We start from the raw sequence: 13,400 nt of genomic DNA, 5'->3' as shown, positions 1-13,400 counted from the left end.
CCGGAGGGTCCACCGGTCACGCGCGCTCGGCGCGGAGCATCGGTGTCCCGGGTGGGGGTCAAAGGGCGCTCACGACCCAGCCCCGGAACACCCTCCCTGCATCAGCTCGGGCGCCGCAGGCGGAGGATCTTCGCTCCTCGATGGGGATCGATCGGGGGTAACGCGAGCACGAGCCGCTCGATCAGCGGCAATGCGTGCTGCACCGAGCCTTCTGCCTGGAGCTCGGAGAACGGGCCGGGATAGGCGAGGATCAGGCGGTAGATGTTCGCGAAGGCGCGCGCGTACACGCCGACCTGCTCGTGCTGGCTGATGAACCTGCCGTGCGCGGCGCTCTCCGAGGCCGCGGGGCCCCGCACGCGGTCGATGGCGCGCGCGATGGCGACCTGCCGCCGCCATGCCATCGGGCTGCGCGAGCCGCGCTCCCGGATCTTCTGGAGGTGGCCGGCGATGGTCTCGCGCGCCCCGGGGCCGAGCGACGTTGTCGCGAGCGCCTGCTCCAGCGCGGCGTCGTCGAGCTCGAGCAGATCGATCAGGTTCACGCCGACGCGCTCCACGTCGTCGGCCCACTGCGCCAGGAGCAACGAATCGTCGACGTCCACCTCGTCCCGGCGCGGCTCCGAGGTCCCCCAGATCACCGGGGAGGTGTCATCCACGACGATCGCGCCGAGCGCGCCCGCGCGCGACGCGAGCCCTTCCAGCTCGTCGTCCAGGCGGTGGGTCGACCCGCTGCGCGAGGGCCGCGGGTCCCCACCCCCCGACGAGAGCCCCGAGAACGACGCGGCGAGCTCCTCCAGCTGCCTCGAGACCCTGGCGGGCTCGCCGGGCGGCTCGGCGAAGCGCGCGACCAGCCGCGAGCCGTTCGGCAGCGCGCACCACACCGCGCGCGGATCGCCGGGCGGCCTGCCGCCGAGCTCGATCAGGACGTCATCGGCGGACAGCTCGCGCTGCACGAGATCGAGATAACGGAGCAGGGCAGGGTCCATGGCGAGCAGCTTACTCGAGTTGGTCGGGCCGACGGCCCTCGACGAGCGGCGTCATGGATCCCCTCGCGAAGCCCGGGCAGCCCGATCGCTCGCTCTGCCCGAGCTCGCCGGCCGGCGCGCAGCCGCTTCCCGCGCCCCGCGGTTCGGGCGATCCTGCGATTCATGAGCATCGACCGCGCCGTGCTGGAGCAGCTCGAACGGGTCGGCGGCCGCCTCTCGGAGGGCAAGGCCTTCAAGCTGCTCGACGACATCGCCTGGCCGCGCGAGGTGGAGGAGCGCTTCTTCGCCTCGGGCGAGGACCGCCTCCCCGAGGTCGAGCTCCGCGTCGATCGCGACGGGCTCGCCCGGCGCGTCGCCGAGCTGCGCGAGCTGCTGCGGTCGATCGACGGCGACGCCCCTGCGCTCGCCTGGCTGCGGGACAGCGTCCGCGCGCAGATCGAGGCCGCGGAGCTGCTCGAGGCCGCGGGCACCCGCGAGTTCTCCGTGCGGTCGCGGGCGCTCTACGGCGGCGCGCGCTCGCGGTTCTTCGGGGGCGCCCTCAGGAACATCGACCTCGCCGAGCACCTCACCGAGCGTCTGCGCGTCCACGGCTGGGACGAGGCCAGCGATCCCGAGGAGGAGCCGCTCGACGCCGGCGCGCTCCGGGACATGCTCGCCGCCCGCGTGGCCGCGCGCCGTCCGCCGCTCGACATCGAGGTCACCCTCGACCCGCGCATCACCGCCAAGGTGGTGGCCGGCATGAGCCGGATCCGCATCCGCCCGGAGGCCACCTTCGCGTCCTGGGAGGCCGAGGGGCTGTGGCACCACGAGGTCGAGACGCACGCGCTCACCGCGCACAACGGCGCGGCGCAGCCGCGGTGCTCGTTCCTGCGCTCGGGCGGCCCCCGCACCACGCGCACCCAGGAGGGGCTCGCCATCTTCGCCGAGCTGTACAGCCGCTCGCTCTCCATCGGCCGCCTCACCCGGCTCGCCGAGCGGGTGCGGCTCGTGGACATGGCCGAGCAGGGCGCGAGCTTCCTCGACCTCTACCGCCACCTGCGCGAGCGCGGCGCCGAGCGCCGCGACGCCTACTTCGACGCCCAGCGCGTCTGCCGCGGCGGGCTCGTCGAGGGCGGCGCGCCCTTCACCAAGGACGCCTGTTACCTGGCCGGCCTGCTCGAGGTCTACGCCTTCCTGGCCGCGGTCCTGCGCGGCGGGCTGCGCGACGAGGTGGAGCTGCTCGTGTGCGGCCGGATCGCGCTCGACGACATCGCGGTGCTGGCCGAGCTGCGCGCCGCCGGCGTGCTGGAGCGGCCGCGCTACCTCCCGGCCTGGCTGCGCGCCTGGCAGACGCTGCTGCCCTACTTCGCGTTCACCTCGTTCATGGACGGCATCGACCTGGGCCCGGTGGAGCGGCACTTCCAGGAGCTGCTCCGCGTGGCCGCGGACGCGCGGCCGGCGGGGGAGGGGAGGCGGCGCCGCGGCCGGCCGCCGGCGGCGGAGAGCGGCCAGGAGTGAGCGCGCCCGGCGGGGCGCTTCACGGCCACAAAAAGGCGAAGAGCCGGCCTCCCGCCCGGGAGACCGGCCCTCACGCTCCTCCCGGCGGCGCGCGCGGGCTCATCGCTCGGCGCGCGCCCTCAGGAGACTAGAAGTCGCCGTGGCCGTGGCCCGCGTGGCCACCACCGGCGCCGGACGACTTCTCGTCCTTCGGACGCTCGGCGATGAGCGCCTCGGTCGTCAGCATCAGGCTCGCGACGCTCGCCGCGTTCTGGAGCGCGGAGCGGACGACCTTCGCCGGGTCGATGACGCCCATCGCGATCAGGTCGCCGTACTCGCCGGTCGCGGCGTTGTATCCGAACGAGCCCTTCCCGTCGCGGACCTTCTGCACCACGATCGAGCCCTCTTCGCCGGCGTTGGCGGCGATCTGGCGGAGGGGCTCCTCGATGGAGCGACGGATGATGTTCACGCCGGTCCGCTGCTCGTCGCTCACCTGGAGCTTCTCGAGGGCGGCCTGGGCCCGGATGAGCGCGACGCCGCCGCCGGCGACGATGCCCTCCTCGACGGCCGCGCGGGTCGCGTGGAGCGCGTCCTCGACGCGGGCCTTCTTCTCCTTCATCTCGGTCTCGGTCGCGGCGCCGACCTTGACCACCGCCACGCCGCCGACGAGCTTCGCCAGGCGCTCCTGGAGCTTCTCGCGGTCGTAGTCGCTCGTCGAGTTCTCGATCTGCCCGCGCATCTCGGTCAGGCGGGCCTTGATCTTGTCCTTCTTGCCCTCGCCGCCGACGAGCGTCGTGTTGTCCTTGTCGATGATCACGGTCTTGACGCGGCCGAGGTCGCTGAGCGTGACGTTCTCGAGCTTGAGCCCGAGCTCCTCCGCGATGACCTGGCCGTCCGTGAGCACCGCGATGTCCTTGAGCATCTCCTTGCGGCGGTCGCCGAAGCCGGGGGCCTTGACGGCGGCGCAGTGGAGCGTGCCGCGGAGCTTGTTGACGACGAGCGTCGCGAGCGCCTCGCCCTCGATGTCCTCCGCGATGATGAGGAGCTGCTTCTGGCTCTTGGCGATCGCCTCGAGCACCGGCAGGATGTCCTTCATGTTGGAGATCTTCTTCTCCGAGATGAGGACATACGCGTCCTCCATCGTGCACTTCATGGCCTCGGGGTCGGTCACGAAGTAGGGCGAGAGGTAGCCGCGGTCGAACTGCATGCCCTCGACGACATCGAGCGTCGTCTCGAGGCTCTTCGCCTCCTCGACCGTGATCACGCCCTCCTTGCCGACCTTCTCCATCGCGTCCGCGAGGAGCTTGCCGATGGTGACGTCGCCGTTGGCGCTGATGGTGCCGACCTGCGCGATCTCCTTCGCGTCCTGGGTCGACTTGGCGGCGCCCTTGAGGTGCGCCACGATGGCCTCGACGGCCTTGTCGATGCCGCGCTTGATCTCCATCGGGTTGTGGCCCGCGGCGACGAGCTTCGAGCCCTCGCGGTAGATCGCCTGGGCGAGCACGGTCGCGGTCGTCGTGCCGTCGCCGGCGATGTCGCTGGTCTTCGAGGCGACCTCGCGGACCATCTGGGCGCCCATGTTCTCGAAGCGGTTCTCCAGCTCGATCTCCTTGGCGACGGTCACGCCGTCCTTGGTGATCGTGGGAGCGCCGAAGCTCCGCTCGATGACGACGTTCCGGCCCTTGGGGCCGAGGGTGACCTTCACCGCGTCCGCGAGGGCGTTGACGCCCGCGAGGATCATGCTTCGGGCCGACTCGTTGTAGATGATTTCTTTGGCTGCCATGGTGCGAATCTCCTTGAAACGGTCTTGCCCGAATCAGCTCTCGATAACGCCGAGGATGTCTTCTTCACGGAGGATGAGGGCCTGCTCGCCGTCGATCTTGATCTCGTTCCCCGTGTACTTGCCGAAGAGGACGCGGTCGCCCTCCTTCACATCGAGCTTGCGGACGGTGCCGTCCTCGAGCGTCTTCCCGTTGCCCACGGCGAGCACGATGGCCTCCATCGGCTTCTCCTTGGCGCTGTCCGGGATGAAGAGGCCCCCCTTGGTCTTCTCCTCTTCCTGCACGCGACGAACGATCACACGGTCCTGGAGCGGTCGGATTTTCATTCTGTTTTCTCCTGGCGTGACCCACCGGTCACGACCTGACGTCACTTCATCCCGTGCGTCGTGCATGGCGGCACGCTCGTGCCTCGGCTCCCGGGTCTCCCCGGGAACAGCTTCGGGCGCGCCTCTGCCGTCTGGCTGGATGCTGGCGTTGGCTTGGGGTTCTGGCACTCGCGAGATGTGAGTGCTAGCAAGGACGTGCACTATACTCAGCCGCCCCGGGTTGTCCATCGTTAAGACGTCGTCAGAGGCGTTCGTTTCTGGGGGCCTTGGGGCCTGGTGCCCCGCTCGCCCGCTCGGGCCGCGGCGAGGAATGAGCAACTCGAAGATCCAGGCGGCTCTGGGCCGCGGGGGAGTCGAGCGCGGAAGTCTCGATCGGGTCGGGAAGGGCCTGAGGGACGCGCCTTGACCCCGCTCGTTCGACCGATGACGCTGCGTCGATGGAACCGGTCCAGTCCCGATCCGTGCGTTCGCGCGGGTCGTCGGCGCACCGCCAGGGTCGCGCAGCGCGCTGTCGTCTCGTCGCGTGGGCGCTGGCCTTCGCCGCCGCGGCGCCCGCGCCTTTCGCCGCCGCGGAGCCGCCGGCGGAAGGCGCGGCGGGCGCCTCGACCCCGCCGCCCGCGGCGCCAGCGCCCCCTGTCGCGCCGGCCGTGGCGGGTCTCCGGCCGGGGGCCACGTGGGAGGAGACCGCCGCTGCGCACGAGGCGCGCATCGCGGCGCTGGAGACCCAGGCGCGCCGCGTCCACGAGATCGGCTCCGAGGACGAGCGGCGCGCCGCGCAGCGCCGGATCGAGCGGGAGCTCGCGGCGGCGCGGAGGGACTTCGACGACTTCGAGGAGCGAACGACGGAGTGGAACAGCCCTGTCATGGCGGTCTCGGGGCTCGTCCTCGCGAGCCTCGGCGGCGCCGCCATCCTCGGCGGCGCGGCGCTGGTCTTCGCGAGTTACGACGACAGCAGCGCGGGGCGCAGCGAAGCGTCCAAGCTGGCGATCGCCACCACGGCCGGCGGGGTGGCCGGGGTCGCCGTCGGCCTGCCGCTCTACGTGATCGGCAAGAAGCGGGTGCGGAGCGACGCCGCGTCGAGCGCGCCTGTCGTCGCGCGGCTCCTCGTCGGTCCGGGCGCCGTCGCTGCGTCGCCCGGAGCTGGCCCCCTGAGCGCGGGGCTGCGCGTCGCGTTCTGAGCTCGAGCGCCTCGTGTCTCCAGCTCAGCAATATCCATGTCTCGATGTCCGCGGCAAAAGGCCGCAAGCCAGCGCAAGGCCAGTGCAAGCCAGCGCAAGACCAGCGCAAGGCCAGCGCAAGACCAGCGCGCGAACTGCCCTCCTCCACAAAAATGGCTGGGCATGCTCCCGGCCGAGTGCTAGCGTTCCTCTCGACGCGTAGCCCGCGTCGACCATGCGCACTCCCGGCTGAAACCACCGCTCCGTCGCGCGACCGTCAAGGTTGAACGCCTGTTGCCCAGGGTGGCACGGCGTCCTTGTGTTGTCGCGCATGAGCCGCCACGACGGCGACCCGCGGAACCCCGCGCGAGCTCGCGTCATGCGCTCATGAGGACGGAGCGCGGCCGACGAGCGAACGAGCCCGAGGCGCTGGAGGTCGATCTCCAGGAGATCCGCGATCTCCTGGGGGTTGTCTCTCGCTCGCTGGCCGCGCGCTCGAAGCACCGAGCCGGAAGGTTCGTGGCGCGACGGGCCGACTCGCCATCTCTCCTGACGTCGAGACGCTGAGGCCTCTCGACAGGGAGCGTGCGGCGAGGTGGACCGTCCCGCCGCGACGAGAGGCGGAGGTGCGTCGAGAGAGCGCCGGTCGAGCGGTCAGGGAGAGGCCCAGAGTGCCGGCGTCCGTCGCGGTGTCGGTCTGTCTGCAGTCCGGGGTCGTACGATGAATGGAGGGTTTATGAGATCCGGTTCTTCGAAGGTTTCGTTCAGCCTTGGTGCTCTTCCTGATGTGGTGATGACCGATCGACTGGAGGATTCTATGCAACGACGCGCGCATCTCCCCGACTCCGACCTCGCGCTGGGCTCGGCCAGGACACCCGACCCGCGCCCGCCGCAGCGAGGGCAGCCCCCTGCGCCGAAGCCCGCGCACCGGGACATCCGCCCGCCGCGCGCGCTCCCCAGCCAGGATCGCGCCCGGCCGGCGGTGAACATCCCGCAGCGCCGCCGCATGGGCGTGCAGCGGTAGATCCCGCGCCGGCTCCCCCGCCGAGCGCGGACCCGGGCTTCCGGCCCGGCCGCGCTCGGCGGCGTGGTCGCCCTCCGGCGGTGTCCCGGACTGAGGCCCGGGATCCCCTCGATGGCGCGCCCTCCGTCGGCGCCCTCCCGGCTTCGATGGTGATTGGGCCGAGGCGCAGGCTGCGGTAAGACCTCGCCACCCGGCGCGGCTCCCGCAGCCTGAGCCTCGCCGGGCCCGACCATGATCCACGCCGAACCGTTCGAAGCCCGCCTCGTCGCCGCCCGGCCTCTCAGCCCCTTCGTGCGCGAGCTCTCGTTCGAGCGCGCCGACGGGAGCTCGTTCCTGTTCGAGGCAGGACAGTGGGTCAACCTCGTGCTCCCGCTCCCGGGCGGCGAGGTGAAGCGCGCCTACTCGATCGCCTCCGCCCCCGACGGCTCGCCTCGCTTCGATCTCGCGGTCACGCTCGTGGAGGGCGGGGCCGGCTCGGAGCACCTGCACCGGCTCGAGCCTGGCGCCACGCTCCGCGCCATCGGCCCGCACGGGCTCTTCACCCGCGATCCCGGGGATCCCGCGCCCTCCTTGTTCGTCGCCACCGGCACCGGCCTCACGCCGCTCCGGAGCATGCTGCACGCCTCCCTGCGCGCAGGGCTCGCCGCGCCCCACCTGTGGATCCTGTTCGGCGCGCGCTTCGAGGAGGACGCCATCTACCGCGACGAGCTCGAGGCGCTCGCGCGCGGATCCGACCGGATCCGCTACGAGATCACGCTCTCGCGGGGCGGCCCTTCGTGGTCCGGCCGCCGCGGCTACGTGCAGGCGCACGTGCCCGAGCTCTACCGGGCGCTCGCGGAGAAGAGCGGCGATCCGGCCCCGCACGTCTTCATCTGCGGCCTCGATCGGATGGTCTCGTCCGTTCGCGAGCTCGCCCGCGGTGAGCTCGGCGTCCCCCGCAAGCACGTCCACGTCGAGCGCTACGACTGAGCCTCCGGCCGCTCCGCGGCGGCGCCGCCGGCCTCGCCACGGCGCCACGGCGGAGCCGCCGGCCTCGGGCGGACGCGAGCGCGGATCGCCGATCAGCGGCGCGGCGCGCCTTGAGCGGCACCCTGGGTACGACGTAGGATGCCGCCCCCGCGGGCGGTTCCTGCGGGGTCTGTCTGCAGGTGACCACGTGACGACCAAGAAGACGTTCCGCACCATCGATCCCGCGACGCTCCCGAAGCACTTCGACTCGCCCGTCGCCGAGCAGCGCCTGGCCGACGTGTGGGAGGCCGACGGGACGTACCGATACGACCCGTCGCGTCCCCGCGAGGAGACCTTCGTCGTCGACACGCCGCCGCCGACCGCCTCGGGCTCGCTGCACATCGGCCACGTCTTCAGTTATACGCACACGGACGTCGTCGTCCGCCAGCGCCGGATGCGCGGCTTCAACATCTTCTACCCGATGGGCTGGGACGACAACGGCCTGCCCACCGAGCGGCGCGTGCAGAACTACTTCCACGTCCGCACCGACGTGCGCACGCCGTACGAGCCCGGCCTGACCTTGCCGCAGGCGGCGCCGGAGGCGATGAAGAAGGAGCCGCCGCGCATCGTGTCGCGGCCCAACTTCATCGAGCTCTGTCACAAGGTCACGCGCGAGGACGAGCAGGTCTTCAAGGCGCTCTTCCGTCGGGTGGGCCTCTCGGTCGACTGGCAGCACGAGTATGCCACCATCGATGATCACTGCCGCAGGACGGCGCAGCTGTCGTTCCTGGATCTGCACGAGAAGGGCCATCTCTACTCGGTCTTCGCGCCCACGATGTGGGACGTCGATTTCCAGACCGCCGTCGCCCAGGCGGAGGTCGAGGATCGCCAGCAGTCCGGCGCGTTCCACGACATCGCGTTCGCGGTGGAGGGGACGGGCGAGCCGCTCATCATCGCCACGACGCGCCCGGAGCTGCTCGCGGCCTGCGTCGGCGTCACGGCGCACCCGGAGGACCCGCGGTATCGGCACCTCTTCGGCAAGACGGCGCTCACCCCGATCTTCCGCGCCCCGGTGCCCATCTTCCCGAGCCCGCTCGTCGATCGCGAGAAGGGCACGGGCATCCTGATGGTCTGCACCTTCGGCGACGCGACGGACGTGATCTGGTGGCGGGAGCAGAAGCTCCCTCTCCGGCAGATGCTCGGCAAGAACGGCCGTGTCCTCCCGGTGACGTTCGGCGAGGGCGAGTGGCAGAGCCGCGACCCGGCCGCGGCCAACGCCGCCTATGCGCCGCTCCAGGGCAAGGGGGTGAAGCAGGCGCGCGCCGCGGTCGTCGAGCTCCTCCGCCGCGACGAGCACGCGGCGGCGCCCGGCGCCGGCCCGGCGCTCCGGGGCGAGCCGAAGCCGATCGAGCGCGCGGTGAAGTTCTTCGAGAAGGGCGACCAGCCGCTCGAGTTCGTGCCCACGCGGCAGTGGTTCGTCCGGCTCTCCGACAAGAAGGCCGAGCTCCTCGAGTTCGGCGACAAGATCGCGTGGCACCCGGATTTCATGCGCCTCCGGTACCGCAACTGGACCGAGGGGCTCCAGGGCGACTGGTGCATCAGCCGCCAGCGTTATTTCGGCGTGCAGTTCCCTGTCTGGTATCCGCTCGACGCCGAGGGCAACCCGGATCACGGGAGGCCGCTGCTCGCGACGCGCGAGAGGCTCCCGATCGACCCGACGGTCGACGCTCCGCCCGGGTACGAGCCGTCGCAGCGCGACAAGCCGGGCGGCTTCACCGCCGAGTCCGACGTCTTCGACACGTGGTTCACGAGCTCGCTCACACCGCAGATCAGCTCGCACTGGGGGGACGACAAGGAGCGCCACGCGCGGCTGTTCCCGGCCGATCTGCGGCCGCAGGCCCACGACATCATCAGGACGTGGGCGTTCTACACGATCGCCAAGGCGATGCTGCACGAGTCGTCGATCCCGTGGCGTCATATCGCGATCTCGGGGTGGATCCTCGACCCCGATCGCAAGAAGATGTCGAAGAGCAAGGGCAACGTCGTCACGCCGATGCACCTGCTCGACGCGTATTCTTCCGACGCGGTCCGCTACTGGTCAGCGAGCGCGCGGCTCGGCACGGACACGGCGTTCGACGAGAAGGTGCTGAAGGTCGGGAAGCGCCTTGTCACGAAGATCTGGAATGCGAGCAAGTACGTGCTCAGCCAGTCTGCGGAGCTCCATCCGGTCTCGGAGGAGCTCGACCGGGCGTTCTTGCACAAGCTGTCGGCGGTGGTGGCGGACGCGACGCGCTCGTTCGATGAGCACGAGTTCGCGGCGGCGCTCGAGCGCACCGAGGATTTCTTCTGGCGCTGGTTCACCGACGCCTACCTGGAGCTCGCGAAGGCGCGCGCGCGCGGCGAGGGCGGCGCCGGGGAGGCGGCGCGCGGCTCGGCGGTGGCGGCGCTGCGGCTCGGGCTGTCGGTGCTGCTGCGGCTGTTCGCGCCGGTCTTGCCGTACATCACGGACGAGGTCTGGCGCTGGGTGTACGCGGAGGAGACGGGGCAGGCCTCGATCCACCGGGCGACGTGGCCGGCGGCGGCGGATTTCGCGGACGTCGCGGCGCCGGCGGACGCCGGGCTCCTGGAGCTCGCGGCGGCGGCGATGGCGGCCGTCAACAAGCGCAAGAGCGAGCTCGGCGCGAGCGTGGGGCGCGTGGTGACGGATCTCGCGCTGGGCGCGAACGCCGCGACGCTCGCCCGTTTGCGGCCCTCGCTGGGCGACCTGCTCGCGGCGGTGCGCGCGGGCGCGCACGCGCTCGTGGAGCGGCCGGAGCTCGCGGACGGCGAGGTCGTGGTGGTGCGCTGCGAGGTGGAAGCGGCGGCGGGCGCGGCGGCCGGGGCGGGGGACGCGGCGGCCACGGAGTAGCCCGGCCCGAAGGGAGGGAGCCCGGCCCGCGCGGCGAGCTCCCTCCCCTGCTGCGGCAAGTCGGGGCCGCGAGGGGAACCGCCATGACGCGGCGGGCAGCCACGACGCCGTCGACGCTGCCCGGGCGCTTCCTCGCACGGTCCCGCTCGGGGGGTAGGATTGACCGATGACCCAGAGCACCCCCGCATCGCACCACGAAGCGCTCCATGCGCCCGGCAGGTTCCGCTCGCTGCTCGTCCCCATGGACCTCTCGCCGGCGTCGGATCGGGTGATCGGGCGGACCGCGCTCCTGCCCCTGGCGGATGACGCCCGGATCACCCTCCTGCACGTGGTCCCCGAGGGGCTCAAGCCCCTTTCCCAGGAGCGCGCCGAGAACGACGCGAGGAAGGCGCTCCAGGCCGAGGTGGAGGCCCTGGCCCGGACGCTGCCCCGGACTGTCACGATCCGGCATGCCGTGCGGGGGGGCGCTCCTGCCGTCGAGATCGTCCAGCACGCGGCCGCCGTCGACGCCGATCTGATCGTCGTGGGTCGCGGCGGAGGCCGCGGGCTTCGCGACCTCTTCCTGGGCTCGACCGCCGAGCGCGTCGTCCGGCAAGCGCGGCTCCCGGTGCTGGTGGTCCGCCTGCGCCCGCGCGCCCCCTACCGGCATCCAGCGCTCGCGCTGGCGCTCGACGGCGCGGCTCGTGACGTCGTCACCTCGCTGCTCCGGGTGATCCCGCCGCCGCGCCCGACGGTATCGGTCATCCACGCCTACGACGCTCCGTTCCTGGAGTCGGCCTATCCCAGCTTGTCGATGGAGGAGGCCGAGCAGTACTGCGAGGAGTACCGGCGGAAGGCGCTCCTCGAGCTGGCGCAGATCCTGGCTGCTGCGCTCGCGGAGGCGAACGTCCCGCCGGACGACGCGCCGGCCTGGAAGACCCGCGTCAAGTACGGGTCGCCGAGGGTCCTCATCGAGAAGGCCGTCAAGAAGGCGGAGAACGATCTCCTGGTGCTCGGAACCCAGGGCCGCAGCGGCGTCGCGCACGCCTTCCTGGGGACCGTGGCCGGGGACGTGCTGCGCGCGGTGGCGTGCGACGTCCTGGTGGTGCCGTCTTCTCAGACCACGTCACCGCCGACCTGATGCAGAGCAGCGGCCTCCTCGCGCACCTCGTCACCGCCCTGGGCGCTGCGCTGCTCGGCGCCGCCGTCGCGCTGCGCCTCCGCCAGCCGCTCATCATCGGCTACGTGCTCGCCGGGGTCGCCATCGGCCCGTTCACGCCCGGCATCATCGGCGACACCCAGGCCATCACCGAGCTGGCCGAGCTCGGCATCATCTTCCTGATGTTCGTCATCGGCGTGCAGCTCTCGATGCGAGAGCTCCTCCGCGCCGGCCGGATCGCCATCCTCGGCGGGCTCCTCCAGGTCGCCGTGATGATCGGCGCCGGTTACCTGGTCGGGCGCGCGCTCGGCTGGGGGCACGTCGAGTCCTACGCGTTCGGTGCGGTCGTCTCGAACTCCTCCAGCACCGTGCTCGGCAAGGTCCTCTCCGATCGCGGTGAGCTCGACAGCCGCCATGCGCAGCTCGGGATCGCGTGGTCCTCGGTTCAAGACATCTCGACGGTGGCGCTCGTCGCCGTCCTCGGGTTCCTCTCCCCGAGCTCGAAGGCCGTGGGCCCGCTGATCGGCAAGGCGGCGCTGTTCTTCTTCGTCGTCGTACCGCTGTCGTTCTGGGCGCTGCCGTGGGCGCTTCGCCGCGCGTCCGCGCTGCGCAACCGGGAGTTCTTCGCGCTCGTGGTCGTCACGCTCGCCCTCGCCATGGCGGGCGGCGCCTCGCTGCTCGGGGTCTCGCTCGCGCTCGGGGCGTTCTTGACCGGCGTCGTCGTCGGCGAGTCGGACATGGCGCACCGGATCCTGGGTGACGCGATTCCGCTCCGCGACATCTTCTCGGGGATCTTCTTCGTCTCGATCGGGATGCTGCTCGACCCGGCGTTCCTGCTCCGCTCGTGGGCGCTCGTCCTCGTGACGGTGGCGTTGATCCTCCTCGTCAAGGGGGCGGTGACGGCCGTGATCGCGCGCTGGATGGGGTGCTCGACGCGGCTCGCGGTCCTTGTCGGCGCGGCGCTCGGCCAGTCGGCCGAGTTCTCGTTCTTGCTCGCGCGCATCGGCTTCGAGGAGGGCGCCCTCACGGCGCCCGTCTTCAACCTGCTGCTCAGCGCGACGGTGGTGACCATCCTGCTCTCGCCCATGGTGAACGCCCTGGCGCCCGCGCTGCTGCGCCGGGTGCAGTCGAGGCGCGGCAGCGACGCGCAGGGCGGCGACACGACCGTGCCCGCGGGCATCGAGCAGCACGCCATCGTCTGCGGCTACGGGCGCGTGGGGAGCATCGTCTGCGGGCTCCTGCAGCAACACAGCAAGCCGTATGTCGTCATCGAGGAGGACCTGCGCGCCGTCGAGTCGCTGCGCGCGCAAGGGGTGACGGTCGTGTTCGGGGATGCCGGGTTGCCGGAGGTGCTCGACCGGGCGCAGCTGCGCACGGCGCACCTGCTCATCCTCTGCATCCCCGAGAGGATGGCGGTTCGCCGGGCGCTCGAGCACGCCCGGGAGGTCAGCCCGGGGGCGACCGTGCTGGCCCGGACCCACAGCCATGAGGATCGCGTCTTCCTTCAGGAGCGGGGCGCGGACGAGGCGGTCATCGGTGAGATGGCGCTCGCGCTGGAGCTGGGTCGTCGCGCGCTGCACCGCTTCCGTGTGGAGCCGAGCGTGATAGAGCACTCGCTCGCGGTTGTCCGTCGTTCGCTCGCGTGAGCGAGGGGGACGT

General features: G+C 71.7%; 10 protein-coding genes. 7 read left to right on the top strand and 3 right to left on the bottom strand.

The window, feature by feature from the left end; translation table 11 throughout:
* Positions 1-101: 101 nt before the first annotated feature.
* Complete coding sequence (locus WME75_RS27405) at positions 102-983, bottom strand: hypothetical protein (RefSeq protein ID WP_437476924.1); 882 nt, start codon at positions 981-983, stop codon at positions 102-104.
* Positions 984-1,145: 162 nt separating this feature from the next.
* On the opposite strand from WME75_RS27405, the gene WME75_RS27400 reads away from it, so the two are divergent.
* Entirely contained in the window at positions 1,146-2,480 is a 1,335-nt protein-coding gene (locus WME75_RS27400) for a flavohemoglobin expression-modulating QEGLA motif protein (protein ID WP_437476921.1), read from the top strand.
* 127 nt (positions 2,481-2,607) lie between these two features.
* Here WME75_RS27400 and groL read toward each other — a convergent pair whose 3' ends face one another.
* Positions 2,608-4,242 carry a chaperonin GroEL gene (gene groL / locus WME75_RS27395; RefSeq protein WP_437476918.1) on the bottom strand — a complete coding sequence of 545 codons (1,635 nt, stop codon included), beginning with the start codon at positions 4,240-4,242 and terminating at the stop codon, positions 2,608-2,610.
* A gap of 33 nt (positions 4,243-4,275) precedes the next feature.
* Positions 4,276-4,566 (bottom strand): co-chaperone GroES, encoded by a 291-nt coding sequence (groES, locus tag WME75_RS27390; RefSeq protein WP_437476915.1) that lies wholly within the window; start codon positions 4,564-4,566, stop codon positions 4,276-4,278.
* A gap of 461 nt (positions 4,567-5,027) precedes the next feature.
* On the opposite strand from groES, the gene WME75_RS27385 reads away from it, so the two are divergent.
* The 6 genes from WME75_RS27385 (at position 5,028) to WME75_RS27360 (ending at position 13,387) form a co-directional block, all read left to right on the top strand.
* Positions 5,028-5,744, top strand: a complete 717-nt coding sequence (locus WME75_RS27385) for a hypothetical protein (RefSeq protein ID WP_437476912.1) — start codon at positions 5,028-5,030, stop codon at positions 5,742-5,744.
* A gap of 796 nt (positions 5,745-6,540) precedes the next feature.
* Positions 6,541-6,747 carry a hypothetical protein gene (locus tag WME75_RS27380; protein WP_437476910.1) on the top strand — a complete coding sequence of 69 codons (207 nt, stop codon included), beginning with the start codon at positions 6,541-6,543 and terminating at the stop codon, positions 6,745-6,747.
* A 231-nt stretch (positions 6,748-6,978) separates the two neighbouring features.
* The gene (locus WME75_RS27375) at positions 6,979-7,716 is read left to right on the top strand and encodes a ferredoxin--NADP reductase (RefSeq protein ID WP_437476907.1); all 738 of its coding nucleotides are present in this window, start codon (positions 6,979-6,981) and stop codon (positions 7,714-7,716) included.
* 187 nt (positions 7,717-7,903) lie between these two features.
* Positions 7,904-10,603, top strand: a complete 2,700-nt coding sequence (gene valS / locus WME75_RS27370) for a valine--tRNA ligase (protein WP_437476905.1) — start codon at positions 7,904-7,906, stop codon at positions 10,601-10,603.
* A 166-nt stretch (positions 10,604-10,769) separates the two neighbouring features.
* Positions 10,770-11,723, top strand: coding sequence for a universal stress protein (locus WME75_RS27365; RefSeq protein ID WP_437476902.1), 954 nt, complete (start codon positions 10,770-10,772; stop codon positions 11,721-11,723).
* On the top strand, positions 11,723-13,387 hold the full coding sequence (locus tag WME75_RS27360) for a cation:proton antiporter (RefSeq protein WP_437476899.1): 1,665 nt from the start codon (positions 11,723-11,725) through the stop codon (positions 13,385-13,387). The genes WME75_RS27365 and WME75_RS27360 overlap by 1 nt, the downstream gene beginning before the upstream one ends.
* Positions 13,388-13,400 lie beyond the last annotated feature (13 nt).

This window comes from Sorangium sp. So ce1014 (genome assembly GCF_051521505.1).
GTDB lineage: Bacteria > Myxococcota_A > Polyangia > Polyangiales > Polyangiaceae > Sorangium.
Note: the sequence above shows the minus strand (reverse complement) of the source record. Positions and strands in the feature narration are given on the sequence as shown.

What these genes read in the sequence shown, in the direction of transcription:
- WME75_RS27360 (WP_437476899.1), top strand. Translation starts at nt 11,723, where the DNA reads ATGCAGAGCAGCGGCCTCCTCGCGCACCTCGTCACCGCCCTGGGCGCT.
- groES (WP_437476915.1), bottom strand. Translation starts at nt 4,566, where the DNA reads ATGAAAATCCGACCGCTCCAGGACCGTGTGATCGTTCGTCGCGTGCAG.
- WME75_RS27405 (WP_437476924.1), bottom strand. Translation starts at nt 983, where the DNA reads ATGGACCCTGCCCTGCTCCGTTATCTCGATCTCGTGCAGCGCGAGCTG.
- groL (WP_437476918.1), bottom strand. Translation starts at nt 4,242, where the DNA reads ATGGCAGCCAAAGAAATCATCTACAACGAGTCGGCCCGAAGCATGATC.
- WME75_RS27365 (WP_437476902.1), top strand. Translation starts at nt 10,770, where the DNA reads ATGACCCAGAGCACCCCCGCATCGCACCACGAAGCGCTCCATGCGCCC.
- WME75_RS27375 (WP_437476907.1), top strand. Translation starts at nt 6,979, where the DNA reads ATGATCCACGCCGAACCGTTCGAAGCCCGCCTCGTCGCCGCCCGGCCT.
- WME75_RS27400 (WP_437476921.1), top strand. Translation starts at nt 1,146, where the DNA reads ATGAGCATCGACCGCGCCGTGCTGGAGCAGCTCGAACGGGTCGGCGGC.
- WME75_RS27380 (WP_437476910.1), top strand. Translation starts at nt 6,541, where the DNA reads ATGCAACGACGCGCGCATCTCCCCGACTCCGACCTCGCGCTGGGCTCG.